Origin of the sequence: Catenulispora yoronensis (assembly GCF_039531695.1) — a bacterium.
Classification (GTDB): domain Bacteria; phylum Actinomycetota; class Actinomycetes; order Streptomycetales; family Catenulisporaceae; genus Catenulispora; species Catenulispora yoronensis.
In genome coordinates, this window is record NZ_BAAAQN010000007.1 from 90,191 (window position 1) to 105,348 (window position 15,158).

Genomic DNA, 15,158 nt, shown 5'->3' on the forward strand with positions numbered 1-15,158 from the left:
GGCGCCGGCGTTGGCGTAGGCGTTGGCGTAGGCGTTTTCATCAGCGCCGACCCAGGGTCAGCAGCGGCTTGATCTGCCCGCGCTCGGGCACGAACGCCACGGTCGGGTCCGGCGCCTCCGGGGCGTTGACGAACGTGGCGAACCGGGCCAGCTTCACCGGGTCGTCGAGCACCGCGCGCCATTCGTCGGTGTAGGCGTCGACGTGCGCGGCGATCAGCGCCTCCAGGTCGGCGCCGCGCTCCTCCACGTCGTCCAGCAGGACGCTGCGAAGCCGGTCCAGGCCGCCCTCGTAGCGCTCGACCCAGGTCGCGGTGCGCTCCAGCCGATCGGCCTCGGCGATGTAGAGCGCCAGGAACCGGTCGACGGTGCGGACCAGCGTCTCGTCGTCGAGGTCGGTGGCCAGCAGATCGGCATGCCGGGGCCGGGCCCCGCCGTTGCCGCCGACGTAGAGGTTCCAGCCGCGCTCGGTGGCGATGACGCCGACGTCCTTGGACTGCGCCTCCGCGCACTCCCGGGCGCAGCCGGACACCGCCATCTTGATCTTGTGCGGCGCCCGCAGGCCCCGGTAGCGCAGCTCCAGGTCGATGGCCATCTTGACCGAGTCCTGGACGCCGTAGCGGCACCAGGTGGAGCCGACGCAGGACTTCACGGTGCGCAGCGCCTTGCCGTAGGCGTGGCCGGACTCGAACCCGGCGTCCACCAGGCGCCGCCAGATCTTCGGCAGGTCGGCCATCTGCGCGCCGAACAGGTCGATGCGCTGGCCGCCGGTGATCTTCGTGTAGAGGCCGAAGTCGCGCGCCACCTCGCCGATGACGATCAGCTTGTCCGGGGTGATCTCGCCGCCGGGGATGCGCGGCACCACCGAGTAGGAGCCGTTGCGCTGGAGGTTGGCCAGCACGTGGTCGTTGGTGTCCTGCAACGCGGCCTGGCCGCCGTCCAGCACGTGCGGCTTGCGCCCGGCGCCCTCGGCCTCGGCGAGCAGGCCGCCGAGGGAGGCCAGGATGGAGCCGACAGCGGGCTTGCAGACGTCGCAGCCGTCGTTGACCTCCTTCGCCGAGGCCGGGGCCTTGGCCGCGCCGGTCTTGGCCGCGCCGCCGACGGCCGCCGTCCCGTGCTTGGCCAGCAGCTCGGCGAAGGTGGTGATCCGGTCCCGGCGGACGATGGTATAGAGCTCGGAGCGGGTCTGCGAGAAGTGCTCGCACAGCGCCGAGCTGCCGCCGCCGGCCGCCGTGATCAGGCTCTTGATCGAGGTGACGCAGGACCCGCAGCCGGTCCCGGCCTTGGTGCACAGGCCGACCTGCTTGGTCGTCACCTCGCCGTTGCCCGTCTCGGCGCCCTTCTCGGCGAGGTCGTCGATCGCCGTGCAGATGGCGCCCTTGGTGACGTTGTGGCAGGAGCACAGCACGGCGCCGTCGGGCAGCCCGGCCGGTCCGAGGGTGACCGCCCCGGCCGTCCCGGCGGGCAGCAACAGCAGCTCGGGCGCGGCCGGCGGCTGCTCGCCGACGAGGGCGCGCAGCGTGGCGTAGTCGTCGGCGTCGCCGACCAGGATCCCGCCGAGCAGCCGGCCGTCGGGAGCGACGGTGAGCTTGCGGTACACCCGGCGGCGGGAGTCGCTGTAGGTGGCGGCCAGCGCGCCGTCGGCCGCGCCGAACGCGTCGCCGAAGCTGGCGACCTCCACGCCGAGCAGCTTCAGCTTGGTGGAGGTGTCGGCGCCGGTGAAGGCCCGCTCGTCGCTGGCGGCGGCGATGTGCGCGGCGGCCGCCTCAGCCATCTGATACCCGGGCGCGACCAGGCCGTAGACCCGGCCGTCGGCGGCCAGCGCGCACTCGCCGATGGCGTAGACGCGGGGGTCGGAGGTGCGGCAGAGCCGGTCCACGACGATGCCGCCGCGCTCGCCGACGCCGAGCCCGGCGTCGCGGGCCAGGCCGTCCTCGGGGCGCACACCGGCGGCGAAGACGACGATGTCGGCGTCCACGGCGATCGTCTCCTCGCCGCGGATGGCCTGCACGGCCCGCGCGACGCCGTCGTCGCCGACGACCACGCGGTCCAGGCGGGTGCCGGTGAGCAGGATGACGCCGAGCTCCGCGATGCGGGCCTGGAGCGCGGCGGCACCGCCGTCGTCGACCTGCAACGGCATCAGGCGCGGCGCGAACTCCACGACCGTGGTCTCCAGCCCGAGGCTGGTCAGCGCCTTCGCGGCCTCCAACCCGAGCAGTCCGCCGCCGACCACGACGCCGGTCCGGCGGCCGTCGGCGTAGGCGGCGATGGCCTCGACGTCGTCCAGGGTCCGGTAGACGAAGCAGCCGGGAGCGGTGTGCTGCTCCACCGGGGGCACGAACGGCCGGCTGCCGGTGGCCAGCACCAGCGTGTCGTAGCCGCGGACGGCGCCGTCGGCGGTGGTGACGGTCTGCGCCTCCCGGTCGACGGCCACGACGGTCGCGGGCGCGACCACCTCCACCGCGCCCTCCGGATAGGGCTCCAGGTGCAGCCCGCCGGGATCCCGGTCGTCGAACCACGACGAGAGCCGCACCCGGTCGTAGGCCGGCCGGTCCTCCGCCCCGAAGACGGTGACGGCCGGAGCCGGCAGCCCGCCCTCCCGGGCGTGCTCAAGAAGACTGGACACGAACCGGTGGGCGACCATGCCGTGTCCGACGACGAGGACTCTGCGCAGCGAGGGGCTCATGACCCCAAGGTGCAGCCCGGCGATTACCCATCCGCGTCAGCGGTGTTACACGCGATCGAAACCGCCCGCATCGCCGCCCCGGCCCGATGTGAGGAGATCGACCGGCACCCCCGGCACCGGGGCGCCGGGATCACCGGCAACGCGTCCCCAGTGGGGACAATCCGTTCGAGTCACGCCGGCTGCGGCGGAGGTGTCCACACCCTCACCCTCGTCGGCGCGCGCCTGCCCGCACCGCGCGGCCGTTACCCGCGCGCGACGGAGACCTCACACCGCCGCCTCCGGGAATGACAACGTCCACACACCTGTCGCCAGTGTTTTCAAGGGGCGAACCGTCTTACCGCCCCGTAGCCGGTCGGCAACACCCCTGTAATCGGGCCCGAAGATAGTACGGCGCATGGACACGACCACAACCGAACCGGACACACCGGGTTCACCGGCCTCCCCCACCCCCGGGACGACCGGCTCCGACCCCCTGATCGGCTGCGTCGTGGCGATCACCTCGGACCGGCGCCGGGAGGAGCTGGGGGCGATGCTCCGGCGGCGCGGCGCCGAGGTCATGATGGCGCCGACCATGCGCATCATCCCGTTGCACGATGACAGAGTCCTGCGGGCGGCCACCGAGGAGTGCCTGCGCGGCCCGCTGGACTACGCGGTCGCGACCACCGGCATCGGCTGGCGGGCCTGGATCTCCACGGCCGAGGGCTGGGGCCTGGGCGAACCGCTGACCGCGGCACTGGCCGAAGCGACCCTGACCGCCCGCGGCCCCAAGGCCACCGGAGCGATCCGCCAGTGCGGGATGCGCGAAACCTATTCGCCGCCTTCCGAGTCCTCCACCGAGCTGCTGGACTGGCTGCTGGCCCGGGACCTGGCCGGCACCCGGATCGCGGTGCAGCTGCACGGCAGCGCGGACACCGTCTTCCTGGACGCGCTGCGCGGCGCCGGCGCCGAGGTGGTGCCGGTCCCGGTCTACCAGTGGGGCCCGCCGCAGGACACCGGCGCCGTCAACCGCCTGATCGAGGCGGTGGTGCGCCGACAGGTCCACGCGGTGGCCTTCACCTCCGCACCGGGCGCGGCCGCCTTCCTGGCGGCGGCGGAGAACAGCGGCAACCTGGGCCGGGTGGTGGAGGCGATGCAGGCCGACGTCATGGCGGCGTGCATCGGAACGGTCTGCGCCGCGCCGCTGGAGCCGCACGGCATCACCACCGTCTCGCCGGACCGGGGCCGCCTGGGCTCCCTCGCCCGGGTGATAACGCAGGAACTGCCCCCGCGCGTCCGCCGCCGTCTCAACACCCCCGGCCGCGACATCGTGGTGCAGGGCAACGCGGTGCTGATCGACGGCCGCCCGGTCCCGCTCCCGCCACTGCCCGCCGGCGTACTGCGCGAACTGGCCCGGCAGCCCGGCCGCGTGCTCAGCCGCGCCGAGCTGCTGCGCCGCGTCTGGACCGGGATGCGGCGCGACGAACACGCGGTCGAGGCGACGGTCGCGCGCCTGCGGTCCTCGCTCGGGGAGCACGCGGACGTCATCGCGACGGTGACCAAGCGCGGATACCGGCTGGCTGTCGAGCCGGGGTGAGGCGCCCTGGCCGACGCGGGTGTGCGGACTGAAAATCCTTTCGGCCCGCACAGCCGATCATGAAATGCTCGGCTCATGAGCGTGCCCAGCTTCTCCGGCGTCCCGCCGCGCGATCACCCGGTCCCGGCCCCGATCCGGGAAGCCGCGCGGGGTCTGGCGATCGTCCCGGTCTGGGCCAACGAGGTCGGCGGCGCCACCTTCCGCCTCGGCGACGGCCCCGGGGCCCGGTACGCGAAGTGGGCGCCCACCGGCAGCGGGCCCGACCTGGCCGGGGAGGCGGCGCGGATGCGGTGGGCCGGCGGCCGCGTCACCGTTCCCCGCGGCACTGTACCTAGCATCACTGTCCCCCGCGTGCTGGACCTGGGCTCGGACGACGACGGCGCCTGGCTGGTCACCGCCGCGCTGCCCGGCGAGATGGCCGTCAGCGAGCGCTGGCTCGGGGAGCCGGCGACGGCCGTGCGGGTGATCGGGGAGGCGCTGCGAGCCTTCCACGACGCCCTGCCGGTCGCCGACTGCCCGTTCTCGGCGTCGGCCGAGGAGCGCGTGGCGGAGGCGCTGCGCAACGCCGACAACCGCGCCGACCGCGCCCTGCACTCCGACTACCGCCACCTCGGCGGTATGGCCGAGGCCCTCAAGCGCGTCGCGGACATCCCGCCGGTCGACCGGCTGGTCGTCTGCCACGGCGACACCTGCGCCCCGAACACCCTGCTCACCCCGGACGGCCGCTTCGCCGGCCACGTGGACCTCGGCGACCTCGGCGTCGCCGACCGCTGGTCCGACCTGGCGATCGCCACCTGGTCCACGACCTGGAACTACGGCGCCGGCTGGGAGCGTCCGCTGCTCGACGCCTACGGGATCGACCCGGACCCCGAGCGCACCGAGTACTACCGGCTGCTGTGGGAAGTCGGGCCCTGATACCAGGGCGCGAGGCGCAGGCGCGCGCCGACCGGAAACCGGCAGCCCAACCGCCCTGCCGCCCTACCGTTCAACAGCCCTGCCGCCCTACCGCCGCCGCAACCCGTCGAACACCAGCTGCGTCACCGCCGCCGCCACGTCGTCCGCGGCCAGGTCCCGCGCCGGCCGGTACCACTCCGCCACCGAGTTCACCATCCCGAACACCAGCCGCGACGCCAGATGCGGCTCCACGTCCGACCGCAGCGCCCCGGCGGCCGCCGCCCGCTCCACGAACCCGGCCAGCCGCCGGTCGATCTCCCGCCGCCGCTCCTGCGCCGCCCGCTCGGCCTCGGTGTTGCCGCGCACCCGCAGCAGCAGCGTCACGTACGGCAGCTCCTCGACCAGGATCTGCACCGCGCGGAACACGGCCTGCTCGACCCGGTCCAGCTCCCCGGCGTCCGGCAGGGCCTCCATCGCGTCCAACGAGCCGTTCAGCGCGTCCAGAGCCCGGTTCACACCGCGCTCCAGCAGCTCCTCCTTGCCCTTGACGTGGTGGTAGATCGACGATTTCGTGATCCCGGCGGCGCGCGCCAGGTCCTCCATGCTGGTGCCGTCGTAGCCGCGTTCGTTGAACACCGCTACAGCGACTTCCAGCAGGGAATCGGGGGTGTAGGTGGTGCGCCGGGTCGCGGCGGTTTCTGTGCTCATCGTTTCCTGTTCTAGATCATGAAGTCGCGGCCCGCATGTCCACGATCCGCTGTGCTTTGCCCTGAGAGCGTTCCAGATCTCCGGGCTCCAGCACATCCACAGTGATCGTGACCCCGAACTTCTCCTTGACGCCGAACGCCAGCCGCTCCCCCGCCGCACCGCGGTCGACCGCCGCGTCGCGTGCCTCGACCCGCACGCACAGCTCGTCGAGCCGCCCCGGCCGCGTCAGCACGCAGAGGAAATGCGGCGCGAGCCCGTCGACGGTGAGCAGCTCCTCCTCGATCTGGCTGGGGAAGAGGTTGACCCCGCGCACGATCATCATGTCGTCGCTGCGCCCAGTGATGCGCTCCATGCGCCGCATCGGCCGGCTCAGCCCCGGCAGCAGCCGCGTCAGGTCCCGGGTCCGGTACCGGACCACCGGCATCGCCTGCTTGGTCAGGGACGTGAAGACCAGCTCGCCCTGTTCCCCGTCCGGCACTACCGCACCGGTCTCGGGGTCGACGATCTCGGGGTAGAAGTGGTCCTCCCACAGATAGGTGCCGTCCTTCTCGCCGACGTCCTCGTTGCCGACGCCGGGCCCCATCACCTCGGAGAGCCCGTAGATGTCGACGGCGTGGACCCCCATCCGGTCCTCGATCTCGGCGCGCATCGCGTCGGTCCACGGCTCGGCACCGAGCACCGCGACCCGCAGCGACGTGGCCCGCGGATCGACGCCCTGGCGCTCCATCTCGTCCAGGATCGCCAGCAGATAGGACGGCGTGACGCAGATGGCGTCGGGCTCGAAGTCCTGGATCAGCTGCACCTGCCGCGCCGTCATGCCGCCGGAGACCGGAATGACGGTGCACCCCAGCGCCTCGGCCCCGTAATGCACGCCGAGGCCGCCGGTGAACAGGCCGTAGCCGTAGGCGACGTGGACCCGGTCCCCGGGCCGAACCCCGGCGGCCCGCAGCGACCGGGCGCCGACCGCTGCCCAATGTTCGAGGTCTGACGCGGTGTATCCGACGACCGTTGCCTTGCCGGTCGTCCCCGACGAGGCATGGATCCGGGCCACCTGCTCGCGCGGCACCGCGAACATGCCGAACGGGTAGTTCGCCCGCAGATCCTGCTTGGCGGTAAACGGAAAGTGCCGCAGATCGGCCAGCTCCCGGAAATCCTGCGGCCGCACGCCGGCCGCGTCGAACGCCGCCCTGTAGTGCGGAACGTTCGCGTAGGCGTGGCGCAGCGTCCACGCCATCCGCTCGGTCTGCAAGGTCCTGAGCTCCTCGACGGAGGCGCGCTCGGCCGCGTCGAGCACGTTCGCCGGGATCTCAGGGAGCGAACTCATGCCGCACGCTCCAGCAGCACCGCGATCCCCTGCCCGACGCCGACGCACATGGTGGCGACCGCGTACCGGGCCTGGCGCTCGGTCAGCTCCAGCGCCGCGGTCAGCGCCAGGCGCGCACCGGAGGCGCCGAGCGGGTGGCCGAGTGCGATGGCGCCGCCGTTGGGGTTGACGTGCTCGGCGTCGTCGGGCAGCCCGAGCTCGCGCAGGCAGGCCAGCGACTGCGAGGCGAAGGCCTCGTTGAGCTCGACGACGTCGATGTCCCCGATGCCGAGCTTGGCCCGCTCCAGCAGGCCGCGGGTGGCCGGGACCGGGCCGATGCCCATGATCCGCGGCTCGACGCCGGCGGTGTGCGAGGTGACGACCTTCGCCAGCGGCGTGAGGCCGTACCGGTCGACGGCGGCGCCGGAGGCGACGAGCAGCGCCACGGCGCCGTCGTTGACGCCGGAGGCGTTGCCGGCGGTGACGGTGCCGCCCTCGCGGAACGGCGTGCCGAGCTTGGCCAGCGCCTCCACCGAGGTGCGGCGCGGGTGCTCGTCCCGCGCCACGACGACGGGATCGGCCTTGCGCTGCGGGATGGTGACCGGGGTGATCTCCTTCGCCAGGCGCCCGTTCTCCTGGGCCCGCAGCGCGCGCTCCTGCGAGCGGACCGCGAACGCGTCCTGGTCCTCCCGCCCGACGCCGAACTGCTCAGCCACGTTCTCCGCGGTCTCCGGCATGGAGTCGATGCCGTACTGCTTCTTCATCAGGGGATTGACGAACCGCCAGCCGATCGTGGTGTCGAAGACGTCGGCCGAGCGCGAGAACGCCGCGTCGGCCTTGCCCATGACGAACGGCGCCCGCGACATCGACTCCACGCCGCCGGCCACCACTATGTCCGCCTCACCGAGCCGCACCTGGCGCGCCGCCTGCACCAGCGCCTCCAGCCCCGACCCGCACAGCCGGTTCACGGTGACGCCGGGCACGCTGACCGGCAGCCCGGCCAGCAGCAAGGCCATTCGCGCGACGTCGCGGTTGTCCTCGCCGGCCTGGTTGGCGTCGCCGAAGAAGACCTCCTCCACCGCCGCGCCGGGTAGCTGCGGAACGCCCGCGAGGAGCTCGCGGATGACGTGCGCGCCGAGGTCGTCCGGGCGGACGGAGGAGAGGGCGCCGCCGTAGCGGCCGAAGGGGGTGCGGGTGCCGGTGACGAGGTAGGCGTCGGTCATGTCTGGTCCTTGCCGGTGGAGCGGATTGAGGGGAGGTGGTGCGGGGGGCTGGGGTGCGGGGGGGCTGGGGCGCGGGGCGGCCGGGGCGCGGGGCGACCCGGGTGCGGGGCGACCCGGGTGCGGCGGTACTTAGCTACGGTGCCGGGGGCTGGTCGGAAGCCTCGGGTTCCTCGGGTTTTTTGGGTTCCTTGGGTTCCTTGGGTTCCTTGGGTTCCTTGGGCTGCTCAGAGCCCTCCTGGCCCTCGGAATCCTTCTCGGCCTCCGGCACCACAACCGAAAACTTGGTAGCCACGCGCGCCATGCCGAGCTGCTGCATCACTCCGGCCGCGTACGTCCGCGCCTCGGCCACGTCCCGGTTGACCTGTACCATGACCGACCGCACCAGCGGCGGCGGCTCGTGGTTGAGCAACGGCGCGCCCATGAGCGCGTCGGCGTGCGCGAGCTGCCGCAGCAGCGGCGACGCGCGGTAGCGGCCGTCGCGGTAAACGTTCTCAAGGTTGTCGAGCACGTCACAGATGTACGCGAAGCCTAGATCGGCGCCCCATTCGAGCGGGCCCCGGGGGTAGTTGACGCCCAGCCGCATCGCGGTGTCGATGTCGTCCTCGTCGGCGTCGCCCCGGTACATGGCGTCGACCGCCTCGTTCACCAGCCGCGCCACGGTCCGCGTCAGCACCAGCCCCGGCACGTCCTCCAGCACCACGACCTTCTTGCCCAGGCTCTGGAGGTACGCGACGGCCATCTCCAGACCGCGCGGCGGCGTGTCCGCGGCCGGGGCCAGCGCGACGGTGGGCCCGGCCTCGGGGTCGAGCATGAGATCGACCAGGATCCGGCCGTCGCCGTAGGACGTCGCCGTCCGGCCGAAGCTCTTGGAGAGCAGGAAGCTGCTGGGCCGGTCGTCCCGGGTCGGGTCGAACAGCTCGCTCAGCCGGAACGAGCCGGGGCGCAGCGTCTCGGACTGCTCCAGCTCCCGCGCCGGCTCGTAGGCCGGGGCGGGCTTCGCCGCGTTCTCGCCGTAGTCGTGGAACCCGCGTCCGGTCTTGCGGCCCAGGCGCTTGGCCGCGACGTACTCCTTCTGCGTCCACGCCGGCGTGTAGCGGGGGTCGTAGCCGGTCGCCTCCCACACCGAGGTGGAGACGGCGAGGTTCACGTCGAGCCCGATCAGGTCCACCAGCTCGAACGGCCCCATCTTGAAGCCGCCGCTCTCGCGCACGACCGCGTCGATGGTCGCGAAGTCCGCCGCCTGCTCCTCGTACGCGCGCAGCGCCTCGGCGTAGAACGGCCGCGCGACGCGGTTGACGATGAAGCCCGGCGTGGAGCGGCACTGCACCGTGGTCTTGCCCCAGGCCTCGGCGTGGGCGCGGACGGCGTCGCGGCGCGCGGGGTCGGTGGCGATGCCCTCGACGATCTCCACGAGCGGCATCAGCGGTGCCGGGTTGAAGAAGTGCATGCCGACCAGGCGCCCCGGGTCGCGCAGGCCGGCGGCGATCGCGCTGATCGACAGCGAGGAGGTGTTGGTGGCCAGGCCGCAGTCGGCGTCGACGACGTCTTCGAGCTCGGCGAACAGCTTCTGCTTCACGCCGAGGTCCTCGATCACCGCCTCGACGACCAGCACCGCGTCCTTCAGCCCGGTCAGCCCGTCGAGCGCGGAGAGGCGCGCCTTGGCCGCCTCGGATTCCTCAGTGGTGATCTTGCCCTTGGCGGCGAGCGCGTCCAGGCGCTTGCCGATCCCCTCCACGGCGCGCGCCGCCGCGCCGTCCAGTGCGTCGTAGACCGCGACCGCGTGCCCGGCCTGGACCGCCAGCTGCGCGATCCCGGCGCCCATCGTGCCCCCGCCGATCACTCCCACGAGTGACCCGGGGGCTTCGGATGCCCCGTTCCCCACCATCGACGTCCACTCCTTCCGCGGACGGCGTGTCCAGGCGGTGTCGCTCTGGAACCGACCGACCGTTCGGTTTACTCTAGATCCCGTCAGGGCCGCCACACCAGCATCCCGGGAGTCGATGATGACCGCCACGGCCGAGCAGTTCACCGCCCGCCACCGAGAGACCCTCGATCGGGCCTTGGAGGCGATCCGGGAGCGGGCGTTCTGGACGCCCTACCCGGAGATGCCGAAGGCGTACGGCGAGGAGGCCGCCACCACCGGCAAGGCGTCCTACGACGCCTACCTGGGCGGACCGTTCCCGCTGGTGCAGCCGGGCACGGACGAGCTGGTCGGCGGGGAGACGTCGCCGTACGGGGTGGAGCTGGGCGTCACCTACCCGCACCCGGACCTGGACGTGCTGCTGCCGGCAATGCGCGCGGCGATGCCGCAATGGCGCGACGCCGGGCCGGACGTGCGGGCCACGGTGCTCATCGAGGCGCTGGGGCGGCTCAACGCCCGCACCACCGAGATCGCGCACGCCGTGCACCACACCTCGGGCCAGGCCTTCGGCATGGCGTTCCAGGCCGGCGGCCCGCACGCGCAGGACCGCGGCCTGGAGGCCGTCGCCTACGCCTACGCGGCGCAGACCGCGCAGGTCGCGGCGGCGGAGTGGGAGAAGCCGCAGGGGCCGAAGCCGGCGCTGCGGATGACCAAGCGCTTCACCGCCGTGCCGCGCGGCATCGGCCTGGTGATCGGCTGCAACACCTTCCCGACCTGGAACAGCTACCCGGGCCTGTTCGCCTCGCTGGCCACCGGCAACGCGGTGGTGGTGAAGCCGCACCCGAACGCGATCCTGCCGCTGGCGATCACCGTGGCGGTGCTGCGCGACACGCTGTCCGCAGCCGGCTTCGACCCGAACCTGGTGGCGCTGGCGGCCGAGAAGCCAGGCGAGAGCCTGGCCAAGGTGCTGGCGACCCGCCCGGAGGTCCGCGTCATCGACTACACCGGCTCCACGGAGTTCGGCGAGTGGCTGGAGCGCAACGCACCGCAGGCCGTGGTCTACACCGAGAAGGCCGGCATCAACACCGTCATCATCGACTCGGTCGAGGACTACAAGGGCATGCTGGGCAACCTGGCCTTCTCCTTCTCCCTCTACAGCGGCCAGATGTGCACCACACCCCAGAACATCTTCATCCCCCGCGACGGCATCACCGCAGGCGGCGAGCACAAATCGTTCGACGACGTCGCCACCGACCTCGCCACCTCCGTCGACAAACTGCTCGGCGACGACACCCGCGCCAACGCCCTCCTCGGCGCGGTGTGCAACACCGGCGTGAGCGAGCGCCTGAAGAAAGCCGAATCGGTCGGCAAGACCGTCCTGGCCTCCCGCACCGTAACCAACTCCGACTACCCCACCGCCGAAGTCCGCACCCCCCTGATCGCCGCCATCGACACCACCGACACCGACATCTACACCGCCGAATGGTTCGGCCCGATCAGCTTCCTGATCGCCACCGACACCACCGACTCCGCGATCAACACCTTCCGCGAAACCGTGACCACCCACGGCGCGATCACCGCCGCGGTCTACTCCACCGACGACACCGTGATCGCGAAGACCGAGGAAGCAGCCCTGGACGCAGGCGTGAACCTGTCAGTGAACCTGACCGGCGGCGTCTACGTGAACCAGAGCGCCGCCTTCTCCGACTTCCACGCCACCGGCGCGAACCCGGCGGCGAACTCGGCGCTGTCGGACTTGGCTTATGTGGCGAACCGGTTCCGGGTGGTGCAGTCGCGGCGGCATATTTAGGGGCCGATCAGCGCGATTTCGCGTTCCCGCAACGTGTCGCCCTTGCCCTAAGCACTTCGACGCCGAGAGCATCGAACGACGAACCTCTACGAATAGGGGGAAGGCGTGAAGCTCACCAAAATGAACGGCGACGGAAGCAAGTGCCAGGGCGGCACCTGCCCAACTGTGTACGCGACCGCCTCTTTGCGCATCCCCCTGGCGCTCCTCAGGGACGTTGCACGTGATCTCGGCTAAGGAGTTCGGGGCACTGTTCGGAACTTTCGACCGGGAAGCTTTCCGGCTGGAGACACTGGACGACTACAGCGGATCGACCAGCGCTGAGAAGATGCGGGCCTACCACGCTGGGGAGCCGAAGCCCGAGGACTATAACGCTCCATGGCTTGAGACAATCCGCCGGAACACAATCGCCGGACGCCGCATGTATCGCGTCCACGTGCTCGCTCGGCCGCTGACGGACTACCTACGGTACGAACTGGAATGGGGCTACTTCACCAACCAGACCGCCGGCGAAGAGTTCTTCATCCTCGACGTCACAGAGCGATCCAACCCGCTGGCGGGCGTACCGGACTTCTGGATGTTCGATCACTCCTCGGTCGTGTCCATGACGTACGACGCTGCCGGCGGTTTCATCAGTGGGGAGCGGGAGCCCGACGCCGGGAAGTGGATCGAGTGGCGCGACCTGGCACTGAGCCACGCCGAGCCGTTCACGTCGTGGTGGAAGCAGCACGGCACTGAAAGGTGACATCGGCCGGACGCTCCGGGAACTGCGGGAGGCCAGCGGCAAGGAGGCCAAGGCCGTAGCCCGGAGCGCTCTCATGTCCACGTCCAAACTGAGCCGCGTTGAGACGGGCAAGACCGCTCCGACCGTGATGGATGTTGAGCGCCTCCTCACGGCGATCGGCGTGTCCGAAGAGATCAGGACCAACCTCGCGGAGGTCGCACGGCGGGAAGCCACTGAGGCGACCGCGTGGCGGCTCTACCGCCGTACCGGGTTCCACCACCACCAAGACGAGATCAAGGCCATAGAGGCAGAGACAACGGTTCTCCGGGTCTTCCAACCGTCATGTATCCCCGGCCTATGTCAGACGCCAGAGTATGCACGCCGCATCCTCGCCGGTGAGAGCCTGACTGAGGAAGTCTTGATCCGAACAGTCGGAGCTCGCCTCCAGAGGCAATCAGTGCTCTATGAGCCAAGCAAGTCGTTCCGATTCCTCATCACGGAGTCGGTTCTCCGCTGGCGCTTACTCTCCGCCCCGGAGATGGCAGTGCAGCTGGACCGTGTAGTCACGCTGTCGAGACTGCCGAACATTTGGCTTGGCGTCGTGCCTCTTGCGGCGCCCATGCCCGAAGTACCTACGTGCTCATTCGCCGTATTCGACTCCCGCCTGACAACGGTCGAGATTCCACACGCCGAGATCACCACGGCCGAGCCAAGAGACGTCGAGCTGTACCGCGAGAAGTTCGAGAGGTTCGAGCGGACAGCTGTCACCGGTGACGCGATGCGCACCATGGTCGAGCACATCCGAGATGAGTTCTTGCGGGAACGCAGAACACCGTAGAGCCGGGCCAGAAGGCCGGGCAATCCTCAGAGCATGAGCCCGAAAGCCGAAGAGAGCGCAGTCAAGCCTCAGCGCGGAACCCTCGTCCAGTACCAGGGCAAGACGTACAAGGTCTTGGACTACATCGGAGAGACCAAGGTGGCCATTCGGCCCCATCCGGCTGGCGGGGTCGAGGAGTGGGTGGCGGCCACAGATCTCGTTTCCGGGGGCGGCGAGGTGTGATGAGCGCGCAGGGCAGCAGGATTCGCTTGTGCCCTTGGCTCGTCTGCTCCGCCCCCCACCTCACAACAGCTTCCCCAACAACGCCGCCAGCTGCTCCCGCTCCCCTGCCGACAGTCTCCCGAAAGCCTCGTCGAGCAGCTCCGGTACCGAGGCCTCGGCTCGCTTCAGCTGTCGTCTTCCGGCAGCGGTGATCGTGACAGCGTAGGCCCGGCGGTCGACTGTGTCTCGTTCGCGGTGGGCGTTGCCGTCGCGTTCGAGGCTGTCGCAGATGCCGACCATGACGCTGCGGTCGATGCGGAGTTCGTCGCTGAGGGTGGCTTGGGAGCAGGGGCCTGATTCGGCGAGCATTTTGAGGACCAGGTGGTGGCCGACGGCGAGGCCGGTGGTGGCGGTGTGGGCTTCGGCGGTGCGGGCTACGGCGGAGGACGCGCGGCACAGGGCGATGTCGAGGCGTTCGGCGGCGAGTTGGGGGAAGTAGGCCGTGCCGCGGTCTGGGGTTCTGGGTGGCATGTGGTTTCTCCTCGGGGGTCCGGCGGGGGCAGCCTATCGGTGATCGTTTGCCGGCAGATTGTTTGCGGGGCGACGGTCCCGTTTGTATGCTCGCCAATAATCTAGTTGCGGATTATCTCTTGGCCTACGGTTGAGGAGCCCCCCATGACCCTGCATCTGACCCCTGACGAGCTGCTGTCCACCACGCGGGCCGTTCGCAGGCGTCTCGACTTCGATCGGCCCGTGCCGCGCCGTCTCATCGAGGAGTGCGTCGACCTCGCGACCCAGGCCCCCACCGGCCGCAACCGGCAGCGCTGGCACTTCCTCGTGGTCACCGAGCCGGCGCGGCGGCGGGCGGTGGCCGACATCTTCCTGCGCGCGCTGCCCCTGGCCGCCGGGCAGCCGCTCACCGACCGCGACGTGTGGCGGATGAACTACCACGCCGCCTCCACCGAGCGCGTCTTCGACGGCCTGCGCCACCTCGTGGAGAACATCCACCGGGTCCCCGCCTTCGTCATCCCCGCCGTCGAGGGCCGCACCGACCGCGCCTCGGCCGCCGTCCAGTCCGGCACCTGGGGCTCCATCCTCCCGGCCGTCTGGAGCTTCATGTTCGCCGCCCGCGCCCGCAGCCTGGGAACGACGTGGACCACCGCCCAAGGCCCCCTGGAACGCGAACTGGCCGCGACCCTCGGCGTCCCCTACGACGACGTCATGCTCGCCGCCTTCATCCCCCTCGCCTACACGATCGGCACCGACTTCAAGCCCGCGCGCCGCATCCCCCGCGATCAGGTCCTGCACTGGGAACGCTGGAAGTAGGGCACGGTGGCCGGCGT

Annotated in this window: 13 protein-coding genes; 7 read left to right on the forward strand and 6 right to left on the reverse strand. The window is 71.1% G+C overall.

Going from position 1 to position 15,158, the window contains the following annotated elements; translation table 11 throughout:
• Positions 1 to 40 precede the first annotated feature (40 nt).
• Positions 41 to 2,683, reverse strand: a complete 2,643-nt coding sequence (gene nirB / locus ABD481_RS08305; RefSeq protein ID WP_344664962.1) for a nitrite reductase large subunit NirB — start codon at positions 2,681 to 2,683, stop codon at positions 41 to 43.
• 394 nt (positions 2,684 to 3,077) lie between these two features.
• On the opposite strand from nirB, the gene ABD481_RS08310 reads away from it, so the two are divergent.
• Both ABD481_RS08310 and ABD481_RS08315 read left to right on the forward strand, forming a co-directional pair.
• A complete protein-coding gene (locus tag ABD481_RS08310) occupies positions 3,078 to 4,256 on the forward strand; it encodes a uroporphyrinogen-III synthase (protein ID WP_344664963.1) in 1,179 nt (392 codons plus the stop codon).
• A gap of 75 nt (positions 4,257 to 4,331) precedes the next feature.
• Positions 4,332 to 5,171, forward strand: coding sequence for an aminoglycoside 3'-phosphotransferase (locus ABD481_RS08315; protein ID WP_344664964.1), 840 nt, complete (start codon positions 4,332 to 4,334; stop codon positions 5,169 to 5,171).
• A gap of 87 nt (positions 5,172 to 5,258) precedes the next feature.
• Here ABD481_RS08315 and ABD481_RS08320 read toward each other — a convergent pair whose 3' ends face one another.
• From ABD481_RS08320 to ABD481_RS08335, 4 genes are all read right to left on the reverse strand, one after another.
• A complete protein-coding gene (locus ABD481_RS08320; RefSeq protein ID WP_344664965.1) occupies positions 5,259 to 5,858 on the reverse strand; it encodes a TetR/AcrR family transcriptional regulator in 600 nt (199 codons plus the stop codon).
• Between the two features lie 16 nt (positions 5,859 to 5,874).
• Positions 5,875 to 7,182, reverse strand: coding sequence for a phenylacetate--CoA ligase PaaK (gene paaK / locus ABD481_RS08325; RefSeq protein WP_344664966.1), 1,308 nt, complete (start codon positions 7,180 to 7,182; stop codon positions 5,875 to 5,877).
• Positions 7,179 to 8,384, reverse strand: coding sequence for a 3-oxoadipyl-CoA thiolase (gene pcaF / locus ABD481_RS08330; protein ID WP_344664967.1), 1,206 nt, complete (start codon positions 8,382 to 8,384; stop codon positions 7,179 to 7,181). Before pcaF ends, paaK begins: the two co-directional genes overlap by 4 nt.
• Before the next feature lie 133 nt (positions 8,385 to 8,517).
• The gene (locus tag ABD481_RS08335) at positions 8,518 to 10,269 is read right to left on the reverse strand and encodes a 3-hydroxyacyl-CoA dehydrogenase (protein WP_344664968.1); all 1,752 of its coding nucleotides are present in this window, start codon (positions 10,267 to 10,269) and stop codon (positions 8,518 to 8,520) included.
• A gap of 118 nt (positions 10,270 to 10,387) precedes the next feature.
• Here ABD481_RS08335 and paaN point away from each other — a divergent pair, with 118 nt between their 5' ends.
• From paaN to ABD481_RS08355, 4 genes are all read left to right on the forward strand, one after another.
• The gene (gene paaN / locus ABD481_RS08340; RefSeq protein WP_344664969.1) at positions 10,388 to 12,055 is read left to right on the forward strand and encodes a phenylacetic acid degradation protein PaaN; all 1,668 of its coding nucleotides are present in this window, start codon (positions 10,388 to 10,390) and stop codon (positions 12,053 to 12,055) included.
• Between the two features lie 220 nt (positions 12,056 to 12,275).
• A complete protein-coding gene (locus ABD481_RS08345; protein WP_344664970.1) occupies positions 12,276 to 12,797 on the forward strand; it encodes a DUF6879 family protein in 522 nt (173 codons plus the stop codon).
• 1 nt (position 12,798) lies between these two features.
• Positions 12,799 to 13,614 carry a helix-turn-helix domain-containing protein gene (locus tag ABD481_RS08350; protein ID WP_344665102.1) on the forward strand — a complete coding sequence of 272 codons (816 nt, stop codon included), beginning with the start codon at positions 12,799 to 12,801 and terminating at the stop codon, positions 13,612 to 13,614.
• Positions 13,615 to 13,647: 33 nt separating this feature from the next.
• The gene (locus tag ABD481_RS08355; protein WP_344664971.1) at positions 13,648 to 13,836 is read left to right on the forward strand and encodes a hypothetical protein; all 189 of its coding nucleotides are present in this window, start codon (positions 13,648 to 13,650) and stop codon (positions 13,834 to 13,836) included.
• A gap of 60 nt (positions 13,837 to 13,896) precedes the next feature.
• On the opposite strand, the gene ABD481_RS08360 is transcribed toward ABD481_RS08355, so the two are convergent.
• A complete protein-coding gene (locus ABD481_RS08360) occupies positions 13,897 to 14,346 on the reverse strand; it encodes a MarR family winged helix-turn-helix transcriptional regulator (RefSeq protein ID WP_344664972.1) in 450 nt (149 codons plus the stop codon).
• Positions 14,347 to 14,490: 144 nt separating this feature from the next.
• Between ABD481_RS08360 and ABD481_RS08365 the strand changes: the two genes are divergently transcribed.
• A complete protein-coding gene (locus ABD481_RS08365) occupies positions 14,491 to 15,141 on the forward strand; it encodes a nitroreductase family protein (RefSeq protein ID WP_344664973.1) in 651 nt (216 codons plus the stop codon).
• Positions 15,142 to 15,158 lie beyond the last annotated feature (17 nt).

Bases quoted from the DNA above. Each gene is read 5' to 3' on its own strand.
- ABD481_RS08320 (WP_344664965.1), bottom strand. From the start codon at position 5,858: ATGAGCACAGAAACCGCCGCGACCCGGCGCACCACCTACACCCCCGAT.
- ABD481_RS08315 (WP_344664964.1), top strand. From the start codon at position 4,332: ATGAGCGTGCCCAGCTTCTCCGGCGTCCCGCCGCGCGATCACCCGGTC.
- ABD481_RS08310 (WP_344664963.1), top strand. From the start codon at position 3,078: ATGGACACGACCACAACCGAACCGGACACACCGGGTTCACCGGCCTCC.
- ABD481_RS08355 (WP_344664971.1), top strand. From the start codon at position 13,648: ATGAGCCCGAAAGCCGAAGAGAGCGCAGTCAAGCCTCAGCGCGGAACC.
- nirB (WP_344664962.1), bottom strand. From the start codon at position 2,683: ATGAGCCCCTCGCTGCGCAGAGTCCTCGTCGTCGGACACGGCATGGTC.
- paaK (WP_344664966.1), bottom strand. From the start codon at position 7,182: ATGAGTTCGCTCCCTGAGATCCCGGCGAACGTGCTCGACGCGGCCGAG.
- paaN (WP_344664969.1), top strand. From the start codon at position 10,388: ATGACCGCCACGGCCGAGCAGTTCACCGCCCGCCACCGAGAGACCCTC.
- ABD481_RS08360 (WP_344664972.1), bottom strand. From the start codon at position 14,346: ATGCCACCCAGAACCCCAGACCGCGGCACGGCCTACTTCCCCCAACTC.
- pcaF (WP_344664967.1), bottom strand. From the start codon at position 8,384: ATGACCGACGCCTACCTCGTCACCGGCACCCGCACCCCCTTCGGCCGC.
- ABD481_RS08365 (WP_344664973.1), top strand. From the start codon at position 14,491: ATGACCCTGCATCTGACCCCTGACGAGCTGCTGTCCACCACGCGGGCC.
- ABD481_RS08335 (WP_344664968.1), bottom strand. From the start codon at position 10,269: ATGGTGGGGAACGGGGCATCCGAAGCCCCCGGGTCACTCGTGGGAGTG.